This is a genomic window from Bifidobacterium scardovii JCM 12489 = DSM 13734, from assembly GCF_001042635.1.
Taxonomy (GTDB): domain Bacteria; phylum Actinomycetota; class Actinomycetes; order Actinomycetales; family Bifidobacteriaceae; genus Bifidobacterium; species Bifidobacterium scardovii.
Map to the genome: position 1 here is coordinate 2907103 of NZ_AP012331.1, position 18112 is coordinate 2925214.

The window sequence follows — 18112 nt, forward strand, 5'->3', positions numbered from 1 at the left end:
CATGTCATGAATTCGCTGATGAATTCCAGCTCCCCTCATAGAGGGGAGCACATGCGAATCGGCTTTATTCAGACGTTCGCGGTAACGCTCCCCTCAGACCGCTTCGCAGCCGGCTCCCCTCATAGAGGGGAGCCCACCCGGAGCCGCTACAGCGAGGCGAGCTTCTTGAAATCGACGGGGCATTCGATCTGGCCCTTCAACTTGTCCAAGGAGTCCAGCGCGCCGCCGGAGCCCCCGGAACCGGAGGTATTCGTCGAATTCTTGTCCTCGGACGTGGAGCCTTGCGCGCCGGCATTGGCATCCGTCGAACCGTTGCCGTCAGTGCCGTTGCCGTCAGTGCCGTTGCCGTCAGTGCCGGTTCCGTCGATGCCGTCGCTTCCGGTCTCCCCGGCGGAGCCGGTGCCGATCAGCGCGTCCTCGGCCGCATCCGGCACGTTGCCTCCGCACTCGTCGATCACTTCGCCGGTGCCGGTGTACGTGCCGGTCTGGGAAATGATCGGCGTGGTGGCGACGCTCAGGTTGCTGGTGGCCTTTTCCGAGGCCCTCACGGTGTAGGCGATCGTGGTCGTGGACTCCGGGGCCAAGCCATCGGCGGAATTGAGCACCACGAACTGGTGATCGGCGACGATGCCGTTCGTATCGTACGACGCGTTGTCATAGGCGATGGAGGTAATTTCGCCGCCGGCCGGCGCCATCAGTATCGTGGTCAGCCACATCGACCCCGATCCCGAGCTTCCCGTGACGAAGGTCGGCAGCTCCTTGGCCTGCTGCTTGGTCATCGTGTTGTGCAGCGTCACCACGACCGTGTACTCGTCGCCAAGATCCTGCTCCGCGATGCCGCCGAGCACCGTCGACATGGCCGGCGCCTGCAGGCTGTCGTCCAAATACGTCTGGTTCCCCGCGAAGGTGTCGCCGCAGGTCTTGGTGATCTTCACCTTCATGTCCAGGTACCAGTCCAGCTTGCTGGCGGTCATCTCGTTCAGGTACACGCCGCTGACCGGCGTGGCCTCGTCGCCGGGCAGCAGGCCGGCGACGTTGGCGTCCAATATGCGCGTCTGCACCAGAGCGGCCAGCTCCTCGTCCTGCTGCATCCACAGCTTGAAATGGCTGTCCGCCGAAGAATCGCGGATCGCCTTGAGCACGCCGGACAGCGACGATCCATCCATGCCGGAGAACACGCTGGTCATGATCTCCTTGGACGCATTGTTGGTGTACGCGTTCTGTTCCTCGAAATCGGGATGCTGGGAGTACAGCTCGTCCAGGAAGAACTTGACCGTGTTCGTGCCGTCCAGCACCTTGCCGTCGGACAGCTTCACGGAACCGGTCGCCCCGATGAGCGACTGCAGGAACACCGGGTCCAGGGCCAGCACGCCGGAGACGTCCGCGTTCTCATGGCCTTCCTGCGATTTCCACAGGTTGGCCAGCGTGATCGCGGCCCTGCGGAAATTCGGGTTCATCGTGGTGGTCTGCGGGTACTTCCAGATCCACTCGCCGAATACCTCGGCCTCCTGCACGTTCTCGTCGTCGAACGGCTGATCGGCGTACTTCAGGTTGGTCGTCGCCGTGAAATCGCCGATCGTCACCTTGCCGTGATCGGCCGTGATCGCGGCGATGTTGCCGACCATGCCGCCGCCCGAACGCAGCTCCGCCGGGTTGTAGATCACCGCGAGATAGGTGCGCGCGCCGTTCTCGCCGAGCAGCTGGGGAATGAGATTGACCAGCTCGTCGTACTCGTCGAGCAGGGTGTCCACCGATGCCAGACCGGACTTGCCTGCATTGAGCAGCTTGGAGGTCACGCCGAGCGTCGGCTGCTGCAAGGTGTTCAGCTTGGCGGTTTCCGTCTTGATGTCGGCGCGGGCCTGCTTCACGATCTTCGGCATCGCGGTCAGCGCGCTCAGATCCACGGTCTTGTCCTGCATGGAGAAGCCGGAGAGGCTCCCGGCCAGATTCGCCGCATCCGTGAAGGGGCCGTCGACCAGATTGCCGACCGAGTCGAGCATGGCGCGGGCCGCATCGATATCGGCGCCGTACGCGGTATGGTCGCGGAAGAAGGTCCATTGCGGCCGGTTCAGTTCGTCGCGCAGCCCGCGCGTGGACGACACCAGTTCCTTGGCCGCCGACGAGATGTCCTTATCCCCGCCGCAGCCCAGCGCCGTATTGGCCAGGTTCTCGCTGGCATCGACCAGACGGCTTACGTTGCTGAGCATCACCAGGGCGGAGATGCCGTAGATACCGACCACCGACAGCGCCGCCCCGGCCAGCAGCGACAGCACGAACAGCGCCACGCGCTTGGGCGTCACGGCTTCCGACAGATTGCCGTGCCCCGTGTGGGTAATATGCTTAGGCGCGATCGGACGCATACGTTACCTCATCTTTTGACTCACCGGAGTTGCGGTACAACCTTTGATAGTAGCGCGCCGGTCTTACGACGCCCCTGCCCGATACGGGGAATTAGCCCATATTTCACGAAACCTGCGATAGTACCGGCGCCGCCCGGCAAATGCTCCCAGCTCCCTCTCAGACTTCTTGAAGGGGTATAACAGTATTGCGCAAGAAAAAATACACATAGCGCGGCCATAGTGTTGCCACGGGATGCTTTCGCTGTGAGCAGCCTCGCTGGTGGCATCCCGGCCAACGCTGAAATACACGGTCGTACGTCCCGCGATGGGGTGCTGCGGCCGACAGAGAACTGGAGAAGTGCTGTATGTTCGTTCTCAAGAACGCTTGGGCGCAGCTTATCCGCCACAAGTGGCGGACATTGCTCACGCTGATCGTCACCACGGTCGTCGCTTTCGGATCGTTGTTCGGCCTGTCGATCGGGCAGGCGAACACCACCGCAACCACCACCGACCGGGATGCGCTGGCTCCGGGCGCCGTCGTGCGCATGACCGCCGCGCAGCAGGCCAAGCGCGATGGCGCCGATCCGGATTGGACCAAGAACTACCTGTCCACCAACGACTACAACGACTACTACGCCGTGGTGACGGGCGCCTCGATCACGCTGTCCAACGTGAACGCCTCGATGTCCATCCCAGTGCGCCAGACCAGCGGCTCGGTCCAGGCCATCGCGGGCACCGATGACCAGGATGCGGACAAGACCGGCGGCGAATTCACGCTCAAGGCGTTCACGTCGGTGCAGACCGCGCGCGACAACGATCTCGGATCGTACACCGTGGTCAAGGGCAAGCACCTGAGCTATTCGGGCAACGCCCCGAAGGGCGCCCTGATCTCCCAGGCACTGGCCGACAAGAACAACCTCAAGGTCGGCGACGAGATCACCGTGGCCAGCCCGACCGACGCCTCGAAGACGCAGAAGCTCACCGTGCGCGGCATCTACCAGTACAACGACGAGGCCGCCGCAGGCCAGGGCTCGGACGCCAAGCTCGCCAAGGACAACCGCGACAATGCGATCTACGTCGCCTACAACACGCTGTATACCACCGGCCTGACCAACGAAAAGGGCAGCGGCTGGGAGGTCCCCGACCTGAGCTACGTCTTCGAGTTCTCGAGCATGAAGGACTACAACACCTTCAAGACCAAGGCCGCCAAGAAGATCGCCAAGGGCTATGAGATCTCGTCCCCGACGATCACCAAGTACGAGAAGAAGATCGCGCCGCTGACCGAGTTCAACGCCACGATGCGGACCGTGACCGTCGCGCTGCTCGCCGGAGGCGGCGTGCTGCTGCTCCTGTTCGTGCTGCTTGGCGTCGCCCGCCGCTCCGGCGAGATCGGCACGGCGCTGGTGTGCGGCGTGACGCGCGGCCTGATCGGATGGCAGTTCATGCTGGAGGTGTTCATCCCCACGCTGGTCGGCCTGGCGATCGGTCTGCTGGCCGGCGGTCTGTCGGCCAAGCCGCTGGGCGCGGCGCTGGCCGGAGGCTATGCGACGCCGGTGACCGGCGCGATGGTCTGGCATGTGGCATGGATCGGACTGGTCTCCATACTGGTGCTGGCGGTCATCGCCGCGCTGCGCACCGCATGCTTCGGCACCGGCACGCTGTTCAAGGCGCGTGAGAACGATCGGAACACGGAGGCGACGGCATGAGCGAGCACGATATGGACAAGGACATGAAGATGACCGATAACGAACCGCTGGAAACCGCAGCCGGCACGGTTGACGCAGTCGCCGACGGCGCGGAGGACGCCGCAGGGGCGACCTCCGACGTGGCCGACGAGGTCCGGTTCAGCATCGTGTTCGACGATGACGACGACGAGGCTCCCGCCGCAACGGAGGTGGACGCCGCCGATGGTGCGGACGCCGCCGATGACGCCGGGGCGCAGACCGCGTCGGCGGCCGCCGACGAGCCCGCGGAACCGGCCGCAGCCCCGGAGAGCGTATCCGACGAGGCCGCAGCGGCCAACGCGGCGCGTGTGAACGAAACCTTGGCGCTGAACGCCAAGGCCGCCGCCAAGACCGCGCAGCCAGCCGTGGAAAGCGCAGCAGCCGAGCCGGCCGCGATGCGGCTGTCGGCCCGCCTGGACAAGGAACTCAACCGCACCGAGGACAAGGTCCTGCTCCGCTCGTACCCGACGCTCGCGTTCAAGAAGGTGACGCTCACCGATCCCAAGACCGGGCACAACACGCTCGACCGTGTGGACGCCTCGTTCTACGCCGGCCACACCTACGCGATCCGCGTGGAGAGCGACGACGAGCGCGTGGCCCTGCTCAGCGTGATGACCGGCATGATGCGGCCCACGGACGGCGCGGTGATGAACAAGAGCCTGAACGTGCTGGAGATCGAGCCGGGCGAGCTGCGCGCGCACCGTCTCGGCATCATTCCGCAGCGCTACGCCCTGCGCGACGATCTGAGCGCCGAGAAGAACGTGCTCTATGCGATGGACGCCTCCGGACGCACCTTCCTCAAGCCCAAGCCCGTGATCGCCCGCGAGCTGCTGCATTACGTCCATTTCGACACCGAAACGCCGAACGCGCCGGTCGGCAAGCTGCCCGTGGTGCAGCAGCGGCTGGTGGCCATCGCGCGCGCGATGGCGTGCGAGGCGGAGATCGTCATCGCCGACGAGCCAACCGGCGGCTTGGACATGGACGACAGCGTCACCGTGATGCGCACGCTGCTGTCGCTCACCCACGCCGATCCCAAGCGCTGCGTGATCCTCATCACCGGCGACGACGAGGTGGCCGAAGTCGCCGAAAGCGTCCTCGACCTGCGGAGCTAGCTGACACCGGACGCCTATTCCCGGGTTTTACACGGAAAATGGGCCCTACGCGTGTAAAACCCGGGAATTTCACCTGATGACTACCGGGTTGTACACGCGTAGGGCCCATTTTCCGTGTAAAACCCGGGAGCAGCCCCACTCCAGCTCCCCTCCCCGAGGGGAGCCAGACATGTGGTTGCCTCAGTCCGCCCCACGCCGGCTCAGATCATCCGCATGTGGTAGCGCTCGGCGAGCGCGGCGATGTCGGGGCGGCCGTACCGTTCCACCAGTTCCAGCCAGCGCCGGCGGTTCTCCTCGCCGAATCGGGCCGCGCGGGCGGTATAGGCGTCCACGGAGACGAATTTCGGCGGCACCGATTTGCTGTGGTATTTGTCGGCCACCATCACGGTCTCCTGCTCCAGGGTCACCGGCACGTAGTCGGCCGGAGGCAACGGCAGGCCCTGCGCCTCCACCTGCGCCCGGGTGAGCCCGACGCCGGTGTGGTTGCGCGCGAATTCCGCCACGGACTCGTCGATGCCCTCGTCCAGCAGGTACTCGTAGCCGAGCAGGCCGTGCAGAATGTATCGTTTGCCGCTGAATTTCAGCGGTTCCCCGTCCGAGCCATCATGCTTGAGCACCCGATAGGTGCCGATGTCGTGCAGCAGCCCGCCGATCATCGCCATATGCTCGTCGAGCAGCCGCGGGGGCACGGTGCCGCCGACCACGCCGCCGCTGTCTTCCGCATCCCCCGGCTGGCAGCGCCTGGTGAACAGTGCGTTCTGCCGCCGCACCAGCTGGCATGCGATCGTAGCCACGATCACGCAGTGCGTATGGATCAGCTCGTACGCCGCCTCGGACGGCGCTATCTTCCTGTGCAGTTCGTCGATCTGCTCCAATGACGGAATAATCCCACTCATACCGCCATTGTAGGCATCCGCATGCGGGGAACCGGACAGGGAGCCCGGTCAGATGGAGCACACGCGGAACTCGCCGGTGCGGTTGGACGCGATGATCATCTCGTCGTTATGCAGCTCGCGCCAGCCATCGGCCTCATCCTGGAGGAACCCGGAGCTGGCGACCACGACGCCGGCACGCTGCCCGTCCTCGTCGCGCAGCGACCGGTAGCGCAGCACGCGGTAGTCGTGCGCCTTCTCGCCCTTGCCGTACTCGTCGTAGATCTCGACGATGCGCGGGCTGGTCTTCTCGCGGCCGGCCGCGCACAGCGCGATGAGCTGGTCCTCGCTCTGAATCATGCAGTTGTAGCTGGACTTCGGGTAGGCCTGGCGCAGCTGGCGCACGGCCTGAGCCACGGCCTCGTCGAGCGCGAAGCCGAACGCGATGTACTCCAGGATCACCGAAAAGAAGATCGCGGAATCGGAACGCCCGCCGGTGGAAAGGAACGCGCCCTGATTGACCGGGTACGAACGGTTGCGCACAATGTTCACGCCGTTGTCGTCGGAGATGTCGCCGTTGTGGATGAAGCTCAGGCCGTTCGCGAAGAACGGTTGCTGGTTCTCCATGATCAGCGGCAGGTTCGAGCTGGCCAGTCGTAGATGCCACAGGGCGCCGCGCGCGGGGTCGGAGGCGAAATCGCCGAACAGCGAGTCGAAGCGTGCCGCGACCGTGCTCTTGTACAGTTTTACGCCGGTTTCCGGTGCGGGCGCGCCCCCGTCACGGGAGTACGGCCGCTCGCTCGGCTTGGACAGCAACGCAGTTCCCCAACCGTCGTTGTGGATCTCGCTGAGCTCCAGAAACTCGCGTGTCGCAGATTCGCCGAGAATGGCCTGCAGGCTCGTATTGGCCCCGGCCGCTGCGTATCCCAGTAATCTGCACATGGTTGATTACTGTACCGGACACGCAGCGCGACTGGCGGGCCGGGATATACAAAATCCTTATAGCGCCCGTTCAGGACTGCCGCTTATCGGATCTGCCCGGCTTGGAGACCTTTCCGGATACGGCCGATCCGTCGGATTTGCCGGCGCCCGGCTGCCCCGGTTTGCCGGATTTGCCGGCGGCCGCCTTGCCCGGTTTGCCGGACCTGCCGGCGCCGTTCGGATCATCCGCGACCCGCTGCATTACGACGGTCGTCTCGCCGTCGGCCGGCAGCCGCTTGGCGGCGCCGGACCTGCCGGCGGGCAGGCCGGGCGCGACGGCCGGATCGGCCCTGTCGATGCGGATCGAATCGTCGTTCTCGTCGGGGCGGCCGGATTCCGCCATGCGCAGGTCGTTGATCGGCCGGCGCAGCGTGACGCGCTTGAGTCTCGGCGGGCGGCGCGTGGTGATGAACAGCGGCTGCACCTCGACCACCGGATTGTACGGCGCCAGACCGAACCACTTGACCGGGGAACCGGCGACGTGGCGGATCGTGTACTTGCTGCGCAGCGCGATGGCGCCGCCGGTGGTCACCTTCGACTCGGGCATGAGGTCCTTGTGGATCAGCACGTAGCGGATCGTGCCGATATCCGGGTCGGCGTCCACCTTCGGGTAGATCGACTTCTGCGCGGGCAGCTCGCCCGACTCGCTCAGATCGTGCATGATCTGGTGCAGGTACGCCGGGATGGACTGCGACACCTTGAATCCGAGTCTGATGCGCACTCGGAACAGGTAGCTCGTGCCGAAATCCTCCACCGAATACTCGCGGGTGAACGGGTCGTCGGTGGTCTGCACCGACACGGCCCACCAGGCGCGGGCGCGCTTGGGGTGGTCGGCGAAGATCGAGAAGAAGATGTCGGTGTCGAGACGGCGCATTTCCGCGTCGGACGTCATGTACACCAGATTGTCGGCGAAATAGGGCACGCGGAAGTCGCCGTGCAGGCGGTCGAGCGCGGGCAGGAAGTCCGCGGGCTTCATGTGCCGGCGCTGCGAGCGTTCGATTTTCGTGCCCTCGTTCCACGTGTACATCACGTACAGGATGGCCAGCGTGAGCAGCATGGTGAACCAGCCGCCGTGCAGGAACTTCGCCATGGACGCCACGAAGAACATGATCTGGATGGCGAGGAACAAGACGGTGAATACGATCGCGCCAAAGCGGTGTCCGTGGTGCCAGATGTGCACGGCGAGCAACACGGTCGTGGTGATCATCGTGATGGTCAGCGCCAGGCCGTACGCGGCGGAGATGTGCTCGGAATCCTTGAACAGCGCGAGCACGGCGAGGGTCGCGACGCACAGCACGCCGTTGACGACGGGGATGTACAGCTGGCCGCGCGTGCGGGCCGGGTAGCGCACCTGCAGATGCGGCATCCAGTTGAGGCGCGTGGCCTCGGACACCATCGTGAACGCGCCGGTGATCAGCGCCTGCGAGGCGATCACGCCGGCCGTGACCGACAGGATGACGGCCACGTAGCGCACGTTCGGCGTCATCATCTGGAAGAACGGGTTGAGGCTCTGCACGTCGGCGAGCGCCGGATCGTTCTGGTGCTTGAGCATCCACGCGCCCTGGCCGAAGTAGCACAGCACGAGCGCCACCTTGATGAACGGCCATGTGAAGTAGATGTTGCCGCGCCCGACGTGGCCCATATCGGAGTACAGGGCCTCGGCGCCGGTGGTCGACAGGAACACGGTGCCCATAAGCGCCACGCCGGCGGCGTTGTGCGGGCTGAACAGGAACCGGATGCCGTACACGGGGTTGAGCGCCTCGAACACGGTCCAGTCGTTCGACAGGTTGACCAGGCCGACGACGGCGAGGAAGGTGAACCACACCAGCACCACCGAACCGAACACCTTGCCGATGCTCTCGGTGCCGCGCGACTGCACGGCGAACAGCAGCACGATGATCACCACGGTGATCATCAGCGTCATGTTGGGGTTGGTCTTGAACAACTGCTCCAGCGGGGGCAGCGAGCGCAGGCCTTCGACTGCGGAGCTGATCGACACCGCCGGCGTGAGCACCGAGTCGGCGAGGAACGCCGCGCCGCCGAGCATGGCCGGTATGGCCAGCCAGGCGCCGTACCGCCGGATCAGCGAATACAGGGCGAAGATGCCGCCTTCGCCGTTGTTGTCGATGCGCGTGGCGATCAGCACGTACTTGACGGTGGTGATCAGCGTGATCGACCAGAATACCAGCGAGAGCATGCCGAGCACGGCTTCGCGGTCGGCGTTGGCGAGGCCGCCCTGCCCGGCGAGAAAGGTCTGCGCGGTGTACAGGGGCGAGGTACCGATGTCGCCATACACGACGCCGAGCGCCACGATGGACATGCCCAATGTGATCTTGTCCGGGCCGGACTGGAGCTTGGTCCACCAGCGCCCGATCGGTCCCTTAGATGCCGTCTTGGCGAGCTTTTCCGCTTCCTTCTGCTCCGCCATGCGGCGTTTGTTCAGTTCGTCTCGTTCCTCTTTGGTCAGTGTTCTGCGGGAAACCTTCGGCGCGTTCGTGAACGTGTCGGCTTTCAACAGAGTTTCGTCTGGCTTGCTGGCCATAGCGTACCTCCATCGGCGGGGAGTCTCCCCGCTCGTGCACACAGCCATCGAAGAAGCCCGCCGGGATTCGACGGGCTTTTTCATAACTCAAGAGGTCAGTATAAGCACGTTTATCATTTTTTGCCAACTTTTCACGTACACGCGGTACACACGCATGGACAGTACCCGACGGAATGTCTATATGCATCACGCATACCCCCGATGCACGCCGCGATGGCCGGCGAAGGTCCAGCCGGCGCCCCGTGACGCTCCCTCGACTGCGCCCGTCGCGTACCCCCCGTCGGTCAGACCCCGTAGACCGTGCGCGTGACACGTCGGGTGGCGCGGGCGACCTCGGCGACCGGCAGATCGAAGACGTCGGCGAGCGCGGTGAGCGTGTAGGGGATCGTGTACGGCGCATTGGTGCGCCCGCGGTAGGGCATCGGCGTCAGGTAGGGGGCGTCGGTCTCCACCATGATGTGGTCAAGCCCGACGATGCGTGCCGACTCGCGGATGCCGTCGTTGCCCTTGTAGCTCACCGTGCCGGAAAAGCTTAGGTACCAGCCGTGCTCCCGCGCGACCTCGGCCATGGCCGCGTCCCCCGAATAGCTGTGGAATACGGTGCGCTCGGGGCTGCCGTCGGCGAGCAGCGTGTCGATGACCTCGGCGTGCGCGTCGCGGTCGTGGATCTGCATGGGCAGGTTCAGTTCCTTGGCGAGCGCGATATGCTCGCGGAACGCCTCGCGCTGGATGCCCTTGGCCGCGTCCCCCGTGCGGAACAGGTCCATGCCGGTCTCGCCGATGGCCACGACCTGCTTGGGGTAGCGGCGCGCGAGCCGGGCCACCTCGGCCATGGCGTCGTCGAAGCTGGTGTCGTGGTACGGCTGGTATTTGACCGGCAGCCCATCCGGCCCCGGCACGGCACGGTGCCCGTGGCGCACGGCCTCGTTGGGATGGATGGCGATGGCCGCGTGCACCTGCCCCGGGTGCTCCCGTGCCATGTCGATGGCGGTCATGAGGTTCGGCAGTTCGCAGCCGGAATCGATGATGCCGCTCACGCCGACCGCTGCCGCCTGCGCGAGCAGTTCGTCGACGCTGTAGACGGGCACGTCGGGTTGGCCCTTGATGGCGGCCTCGTGGCTCATGGCGCGGGAAAACGGCACGACGGAGGCCACATGCGTGTGATTGTCGATGACCTGCGCGTCCGCCGGCAACGGTTCGGGTGCCGGCGGCCAGCTGCGGTCGCGATGGTGCTTGCTCATGCACCCCAGTCTATCGCCGCATACGCAACGCCGCCCGGCCCCCTAAAGGGCCGGGCGGCGCAATGCGAGTGAGATCTGGCTCCCCTCTATGTGAACTGTGCCCCATTTGTTGGACGTGGTTTATTTATAGGGTACCCGGTCAAGCGGTGGGGAACGTGTTGCGGAATTCCTCCGGGGTGCGTCCCTCGAGTCTCGCCTGGCGTCGTTTGGTGTTCCAGTGGACGATGTACGCGTCCAGCCCGGTCCTGAATTCCTCGAAGGAGGCGAACTCGCGCCCGATGCAGAACTCGTCCTTGAGGTGGCCGAACACCTGCTCGGTCGCGGCGTTGTCCAGGCAGTTGCCCTTGCGGCTCATCGACTGGCGGATGCCCAGTTCCTCCAGGCGGGCCCGCCACCAGGAGTGCTGGTACTGCCAGCCCATGTCCGAGTGCAGGATCGGGGACACGCCTTCGGGAAGACGGGTCTCGAGCATGGCCAGCATGCGCTTCTGCTGGGCCAGATCGGGATGACGGCTCACGTCCCAGGCGACGATCTCCTTCGAGCCCATGTCGTACACGGGCGCGAGGTACGCCTTGCCGCCGGCGACCCTGAACTCGGTGACGTCCGTGCCCAGCTTCACCCACGGGGCGTCGGCCGCGAAGTCGCGTTCCAGCAGGTTCGGCGGCTTCGCGCCCGCCTCGCCCCGATAGGAGCTGTACCCGCGGTGGGGGTTCGGCCGGCGTATGACGCACTCCAGGCCCATGCGGCGCATGACCTTGAGCACGCTCTTGGAGCTCACCGTCACGCCGAACTCGTTCACGAGGCACATGCGCACCTGCCGGTGCCCGCACCCGTTGGGCGTGCGGTGGAACACCTCATCGACCAACGGCTCGATGTCGGGCCTGGTGACCCGCTCGGGATGGGACCGGTGGTAGTAGTACGTGCTCCTCGCCAGTCCCGCGGCCCTCAGCAGGAGCGGAAGCGGATGGCCAAGCCCCGCCAGCGCCGAAACGATCACCGTTTTCTCCCGGTTGGTGATCTCGAGGCCGGCAGGGCCAATGCTTTTTCCAGGTATGCGACCCTCGCCCGCAAGAACTCGTTCTCCTCCCGCAACGCCCCCTCGGGCGTCGGATCCGGCTCCGGCCTCGGCCCCGATCCCCTGGGCCTGCCCCTGCGTCCCGGTCTGAGCGCCTCGGCCCCGCCGGCCCGGTACGCACGACACCAGGCCTCCAACGTCGTGACGCACGCGATCGCGTACCGCTCCATCACCACGGACTTCGCCACTCCCCGGTCCACGTGATCGCGCGCGGCCGCGACCTTCGTGTCCCAGTCATAGCTCCTGTTGCCCCCGCGTTTCGCCATAAGCGCCTCCCGTCCGCCGACCCGATACGCCAGCGACCATTTCTTCGCGGTCATCACCGGCATGCCAACCCGACGCGCCGCGGCCTTGTAACCCAACCCCTCACCAAACAGGGCGGCCACCGAACACCTGAAAGCATCATCATACCGACGCCTGCGATCTGCACACACAGAAAACCACACCTCCAATCATCAAACATGAATTACTCCAGTCCAACAATCAGGGTGCAGTTCAATGAGGGGAGCCAGAATATCGTCAGAAGTTCAGCGGGCGGATGTAGGAGCCGGTCTGCGGGCGAACAGGCTCGAGTGTGCCGTCGGCGTTGTGGTTGAGCGGCGCGAACACGGTCTCGCGGTGGCATCCGTCGCCGCCGGACCAGCGCCCGGCCGGGTTGTAGGCGAAGCGGTGGTAGGCGATGATCCATTCGTCGGTGCCGGGGATGTTGACGATGTTGTGGTGCCCGGTGCCGTACAGCTTGTGCGCCGGATCCTGCTCGACCAGGGTGCGGGGCTCGCTCCACGGGCCGTGCAGGGAGTCGCTCATCGCGTACTTGACGCAGTACTCGGGGTCGCGGGCGTCGTTCTCCGACCAGCTCGCGTAGTAGATGCCGTTGCGCTTGTGGATCCAGATCGCCTCGCGGAAGTCGCCCGGCACCCAGCTGAACGCCTCCTGCTCGTCGAACGAGAGGCAGTCGTCGCTGAACGGCGCGACCCATGCACGCTGGTTGCCCCACAGGAAGTAGCGCGTGCCGTCATCCTCCACATACACGCCGGGATCGATCGTGTGGCAATCGAAGGTGCCCTTGCGCACGATCGGCTCGGCTTCGGGCACGAACGGGCCGTACGGCGTATCGGCTACGGCCGCGCCGATCTGGGAGCCGGCCACGAAGTAGAACACATACCTGCCGTCGGCGCGGCGCACGATCGTCGGAGCCCACGCGCCATCGGAGCCGTCCCACCACGGCACGTCGCGCAGATCGAGCGCCGGATAGCGCTTCCACGACGCCAGATCGTCGGAGACGTACACGCTGAACGCGGTGGTGCCCCACTCATCCACGCCATCGTCGGTGCAGTACAGGAAGTAGTGCCCGTCGAAGATCGCGAGGTTGGGATCGGCGCAATAGCGGTGCAGCGGATTGGTGGCGAGCGCCGTGTCGTTGACGCGGTGCGGCAGCTGCTCGCGCGGCACGGCGCGCACGATCGGTTTGGTAAGAACAGCAGTCATATTGCATGCAACTTTCGTATGGTGTTCCCGTGTCGGTGGGTTGGGGGAAGGAGGGCCCTGCCGCCGGCACGGGGACATTGTGGGATCGGCGCCGGCGGACGGGCCCGTCCCGCCGGCGCGGGACGGGTCAGCCCTTGACGGAGCCGGCCACCAGGCCGGACACGATCCACTTCTGGCAGAAGATGAAGAACACGAACACGGGCAGCAGGGCCAGGACCGTGATGGTCATGAAGCTCGGCCAATCGGTCGAGAACTGGCCGACCGCGTTGTACACCTGCAGCACGATCGTCCTCAGCTCCGAGCTGGAGAGGAACACGTTCGCGTTCATGAAGTCGTTCCACGTGCCCATCGTCTGGAACACGACCACCGTCGTCAGGATCGGCCGGATCAACGGCATCACGATCGACCAGAAGATGCGCAGCGGGCCAGCGCCGTCGATGCGCGCCGCCTCGATCAGCTCGAACGGCAGGCTCTTCATGTACCCCACGATCAGGAAATAGCAGAACACCGCGCCGCCCAGGTAGATGATCGTCAGACCCGCCAGCGTGTTCACCAAATGCGCCTGCGCCTCCATGCGGTACAGGGGGATCAGCGTGGTCTGCGCCGGCACCACGAACGCGACCATCAGGATCATGCCCACCAGGGCCGTGAACCTCGACTTGCGCAAGATCATGCCGTACGCGGCCAAAGCGCCCACGCCGACCTGGATCACCACGCCGAAGAACGTCACGACCAGCGTGTTCCACAGGGAACGCACGATCGGGACCGTCGCGAACGCCTTCGTGTAGTTCGCCAGCGTCCACTCCTTGGGTAGGCCCAGGGGATTCGACGCCATGTCCGGGATCGTCTTGAACGTGTTGATCACGATGTACCACAACGGCACCGCGCACACCAGCGCGACCAGGATCATCACCACGCTCGTGACGAGCGAACCGATCCGCTTGCGCGTCGTGAACGTCATACCGCTCCCCCTCGGGGAGGAAACCGCCTTGCTTGCCATGATTTACTCGAACCTCCTCGAGATCAAACCGGAGATGCCCATCTGCAGGAACACCACGATGCCCGTGGCGATGAAGAACAGGACCGCCAACGCCGAGCCGATGCCGTACTGCGACTGGCCGATGCCCTGCTGGATGATCGACTGCGTCACCGTGTACGTCGAATACCCCGGGCCGCCCTTGGTCATCGTGTACGGAAGGTCATACACCTTCAAACCACCGCTCATCAGCAGGAACGTCGAGGTCACGATGCCCGGCATCAGCTGCGGCAAAGTGATGTGCACGAACTGCTGCACCTTGCCGGCCCCGTCCACGGTCGCCTGCTCGTACAAGTCCGCCGGAATCGCCTGCAGGAACGCCAAATACAGGGTCGCGTGCCAACCGATCTGGGCCCAGATCGCGATGAAGATCACGCAGAACTTCGCCAGACTGTTGTTGCTCAGCCACGGCACCGGATCGATGCCGAACACGCCCAGCACGCTGTTGACCACACCGGTCTTCATCGGGCTGAAAATGTACTTCCACACCATGCCCATGATCGCCAGCGACGGCACCGAGAAGAAGAAGAACAGGCTGCGCACGAAATCACGGCCGACGAACTTGCGGTTCAACACCACCGCCAACGGGATCGCGACCACCGTCACGCCCACCATCACCACGATCGCATACAGGATCGTGAAACCCAAACCCTGCAGGGTCGAGGGATCCGAGAACACCTTCCGGTAATTGCTCAGACCCACCCAGTTCAGATCCATGCTGTACCCGTTGAAATCCGTGAACGAGAAATACGCCGTCTGCACCAACGGAACCAGGAACAACACCACGAACACCGCCAGAATCGGCAGCAAAAACCAGAACGAGGTCAAATCCTCACGCAAGCCACGCGCACGACGACGCCTGCGATACACACTCTCATCCAACGGCGGCAAACCCCTCACCGCCGACCGAGTCGTTGCACCCATATGCCACCCTCCTTTATTCCTATGGCCTATGAAATTATTGGTTGTGGGGCATGGAAAAGGCGGCCAGCCGCAGCCATACGGCCGACCGCCTTCCCATTGAATCAGTTATGAAAACTGTGACCAGCAGTCAATTCGACACGGCGCTCACTGCTGAGCGGAGGCCATCTTCTCGTCGATGTTCTTGGCCCACTGCTCGGGCGTGATCGCACCCTGCACCAGCTGCTGTACCTCAGAGGTGTTGGTGGAGCCCAGCACGTCCGGCTTGTTGTAGAAGTTGGTGAGGAGGAAGTACTTGCCGGTCTTGACGTTGTTCTCGTACACGTCCTTGTAGTGCTCGTCCACATCGGAGTTGAAGCCCGACACGGTGATCGCGTCGCCGGCCTCGCTATGCTTCTTGAGAGACCAGTCGGAAACCATGAAGGTCAGGAACTTCTCGGCGGCCTTGAGCTTGTCACCGGACAGCTTGGAGTAGATCGCCAGACCCGGGGACGGGGAACCCTGAGCGTACTGCTCGTGCTCCGAATCGATGGCCGGGATGGGGGCGAAGCCCCAGTCGAAGCTGGACTGCTTGAAAGTTTCGAAGTCCCACGCACCGGTGGTGTACATGGCCACCTGGCCATTGACGAACTGGGTCTTCGCGTCGTCGCCGCTCACACCGACAGCGTTACGGTCCGCATAGCCCTCGTCATAGACCTTCATCCACGCCTTGATGCCTTCCAGCTCGTTCGTGCCAGGGGTATTGCCGTCGGCCAGAGTGGTCAGGTCAACGCCCTTCTTGGCCATGATCGCACCGGTGAAGGAATCCGGGATGCGGTCGTTGCCGTCGGCAATGGACTCGATGTACGGGGAGACACCCGCTGCCTTGAGCTTCTTGCACAGGGCCAGGAAGTCATCCCAAGTCTTCGGGAACTCGGTGTAGCCGACCTGCTTGAGCAGATCCTTGTTGTAGGCGATGCCGGCGGCCCACGAAGAGATCGACTGGCCGTAGAGCTTGCCGTCCTTGGTCAGGAACTCCTTGTTGGCGTCGGACAGCTTCTCGGTGTACGGCTTGCCCGTCAGGTCCATCGCATAGCCGTTCTTGATCAGCTCGGCCTTGTTCTCCGAGGTGATGACGAACACGTCGGGAGCCTGGTTGCCGACCAGACGGGTCTGCAGGGTCTGGATGTACTCGGCGGTCGGCGGGGCGTAGCTGAAGTCGATCTTGATGTCCGGGTTTTCCTTCTCGAACTCGTCGATGTACGGCTTGGAGTCGTTCTCGTTGCTCCAGCTCAGGTAGCTCAGCGTGATCTTGCCGGAATCGGCGGCGCTGCCACCGCATGCGGCCAGCGGGATCAGCATCGCGCCCGCGGCGACCGCGGCAATTGCGGCCTTGACCTTCGTGTTGAACTTCATATCTCCTCCTTGCCCCGGGCCACTGCGCCCGGAGTTCAGTCAATGGCTACTTCACCATGTTATGCCTTGTTGAATCGATTATTTGACACGATTCAATTCGGATATCTCTGTTATACACCCCGAAGTTGAATCGTGTCAAATCAATGAGATACACTGAACGCAGGTACGGGGAAATCACAGATGCAAAGACTGCAAAAACCCCGATTTTCCGCCGATTACCGAGGAGCGTGCAGTATGGCGACCATGACCGATGTGGCGAAGGCGGCCGGCGTGTCGCGGGCGACGGCGTCGTATGCGCTGAGGGGCGACCCGCGCATCTCCCCGGCCACCGCCGACAAGGTGCGGCGGGCCGCGGCCGCGCTGCAGTACACCACCAACCTCTCCGCCCGTTCGCTGCGCTCCGGGCGCTCCGGCGTGATCGGCGTGGCGATCTTCGAACTCGACAAGCCCTACCCTTCCGAGATGAGCGCCGCGGTCTCGCGCGAGGCGGCCGCCCACGGCCTCGAGACCATCGTGCAGCAGACCTCGAACTCGAAGGAGCGCGAGATCTCGATCCTGCAGAAGGTCACCAGCCAGCTGTGCGACGGCACGATCTTCAGCCCCGGCAACGTGTCGGTTGAGGAGATCACCGCGCTGTACGGCGGCAAGCCGCTGGTGCTGCTCGACGACATCTCCGACGACCCGCTGTTCGACTGCGTGTTCACCCCCTGCGCCGACGGCGCCGAAGCGGCCATCCACCACCTGTACGACGTCGGCTGCCGCAATATCGGCGTGATCGGCGTAGACTACGAGATGCTGGTCGACGACCGCGAATCGACCTCCGTGTCGGGCCGGCGCCTCGCCGGCGCGCTCAAGGCCTTCGACGATCTGGGGATCAACGTGGACGAGCGCAACTTCGTCCACACCGCATGGGAGGCGGAGGACGCCCGCGAGGTGGCGCACCGGCTGGCCGACGAGGGGCTCGCGTTCGACGGCCTGTTCTGCATGACCGACACCGTGGCGCTCGGCATGATCCGCGGCTTCGCCGACCGTGGCGTGCGCGTGCCCGACGACGTGGCCATCATCGGCTTCGACGGCATCAACGAGGGCGATTACTCCGTACCCTCGCTCTCCACGATCCAGACCGACATCCCGGATCTGGCGCGGAAGGCCGTCGGGCTGCTCCTGCAGCGCCTCGGCGAGAACGCCGACGCCGTGCCGGACAACGCCGACCCCGCCGCGCCGCAGCGGCTCACCGCCGATTTCCGTCTCATCCAGCGCGAGTCCACACGGCGGTGACCGCGGCGGCGCGCCGCGCGCCGATATCCAGGAGCACCGAGATTTTCAGGGAATTCCCATGCAGGTCGCATGTTTCGCCATGGATCATGCGGTTATATGGGAACCACG

Annotated in this window: 14 protein-coding genes; 3 read left to right on the top strand and 11 right to left on the bottom strand. The window is 64.5% G+C overall.

Features of this window, described 5'->3' with window-relative positions; translation table 11 throughout:
• Positions 1–146: 146 nt before the first annotated feature.
• Positions 147–2360, bottom strand: coding sequence for a DUF4012 domain-containing protein (locus BBSC_RS11775; protein ID WP_033519799.1), 2214 nt, complete (start codon positions 2358–2360; stop codon positions 147–149).
• Between the two features lie 344 nt (positions 2361–2704).
• On the opposite strand from BBSC_RS11775, the gene BBSC_RS11780 reads away from it, so the two are divergent.
• Both BBSC_RS11780 and BBSC_RS11785 read left to right on the top strand, forming a co-directional pair.
• Positions 2705–4045 (top strand): ABC transporter permease, encoded by a 1341-nt coding sequence (locus BBSC_RS11780; protein ID WP_033519798.1) that lies wholly within the window; start codon positions 2705–2707, stop codon positions 4043–4045.
• A complete protein-coding gene (locus BBSC_RS11785) occupies positions 4042–5175 on the top strand; it encodes an ATP-binding cassette domain-containing protein (protein ID WP_033519797.1) in 1134 nt (377 codons plus the stop codon). Before BBSC_RS11780 ends, BBSC_RS11785 begins: the two co-directional genes overlap by 4 nt.
• Positions 5176–5375: 200 nt before the next feature.
• On the opposite strand, the gene BBSC_RS11790 is transcribed toward BBSC_RS11785, so the two are convergent.
• The 10 genes from BBSC_RS11790 to BBSC_RS11835 form a co-directional block, all read right to left on the bottom strand.
• Positions 5376–6071 carry an HD domain-containing protein gene (locus BBSC_RS11790; RefSeq protein ID WP_033519796.1) on the bottom strand — a complete coding sequence of 232 codons (696 nt, stop codon included), beginning with the start codon at positions 6069–6071 and terminating at the stop codon, positions 5376–5378.
• Between the two features lie 48 nt (positions 6072–6119).
• On the bottom strand, positions 6120–6989 hold the full coding sequence (locus tag BBSC_RS11795; protein ID WP_033519795.1) for a class II glutamine amidotransferase: 870 nt from the start codon (positions 6987–6989) through the stop codon (positions 6120–6122).
• 70 nt (positions 6990–7059) lie between these two features.
• Positions 7060–9570 carry a KUP/HAK/KT family potassium transporter gene (locus BBSC_RS11800; RefSeq protein ID WP_046726266.1) on the bottom strand — a complete coding sequence of 837 codons (2511 nt, stop codon included), beginning with the start codon at positions 9568–9570 and terminating at the stop codon, positions 7060–7062.
• A 284-nt stretch (positions 9571–9854) separates the two neighbouring features.
• Positions 9855–10811 (bottom strand): TatD family hydrolase, encoded by a 957-nt coding sequence (locus tag BBSC_RS11805; RefSeq protein WP_033519794.1) that lies wholly within the window; start codon positions 10809–10811, stop codon positions 9855–9857.
• A gap of 139 nt (positions 10812–10950) precedes the next feature.
• Positions 10951–11805 carry an IS3 family transposase gene (locus BBSC_RS11810; protein WP_081893131.1) on the bottom strand — a complete coding sequence of 285 codons (855 nt, stop codon included), beginning with the start codon at positions 11803–11805 and terminating at the stop codon, positions 10951–10953.
• Complete coding sequence (locus BBSC_RS11815) at positions 11805–12320, bottom strand: helix-turn-helix domain-containing protein (protein WP_033520085.1); 516 nt, start codon at positions 12318–12320, stop codon at positions 11805–11807. Before BBSC_RS11815 ends, BBSC_RS11810 begins: the two co-directional genes overlap by 1 nt.
• An 85-nt stretch (positions 12321–12405) precedes the next feature.
• Positions 12406–13374: a family 43 glycosylhydrolase gene (locus BBSC_RS11820; protein ID WP_033518433.1), complete on the bottom strand. Its 969-nt coding sequence runs from the start codon at positions 13372–13374 to the stop codon at positions 12406–12408.
• A 127-nt stretch (positions 13375–13501) separates the two neighbouring features.
• Entirely contained in the window at positions 13502–14335 is an 834-nt protein-coding gene (locus BBSC_RS11825; protein WP_033518435.1) for a carbohydrate ABC transporter permease, read from the bottom strand.
• Between the two features lie 42 nt (positions 14336–14377).
• Positions 14378–15334 (bottom strand): carbohydrate ABC transporter permease, encoded by a 957-nt coding sequence (locus BBSC_RS11830; RefSeq protein ID WP_081893119.1) that lies wholly within the window; start codon positions 15332–15334, stop codon positions 14378–14380.
• Between the two features lie 144 nt (positions 15335–15478).
• Positions 15479–16726, bottom strand: a complete 1248-nt coding sequence (locus tag BBSC_RS11835) for an ABC transporter substrate-binding protein (RefSeq protein ID WP_033518437.1) — start codon at positions 16724–16726, stop codon at positions 15479–15481.
• Positions 16727–16960: 234 nt separating this feature from the next.
• On the opposite strand from BBSC_RS11835, the gene BBSC_RS11840 reads away from it, so the two are divergent.
• Positions 16961–18004 carry a LacI family DNA-binding transcriptional regulator gene (locus BBSC_RS11840; protein ID WP_033518439.1) on the top strand — a complete coding sequence of 348 codons (1044 nt, stop codon included), beginning with the start codon at positions 16961–16963 and terminating at the stop codon, positions 18002–18004.
• The last annotated feature ends 108 nt before the right edge of the window (positions 18005–18112 follow it).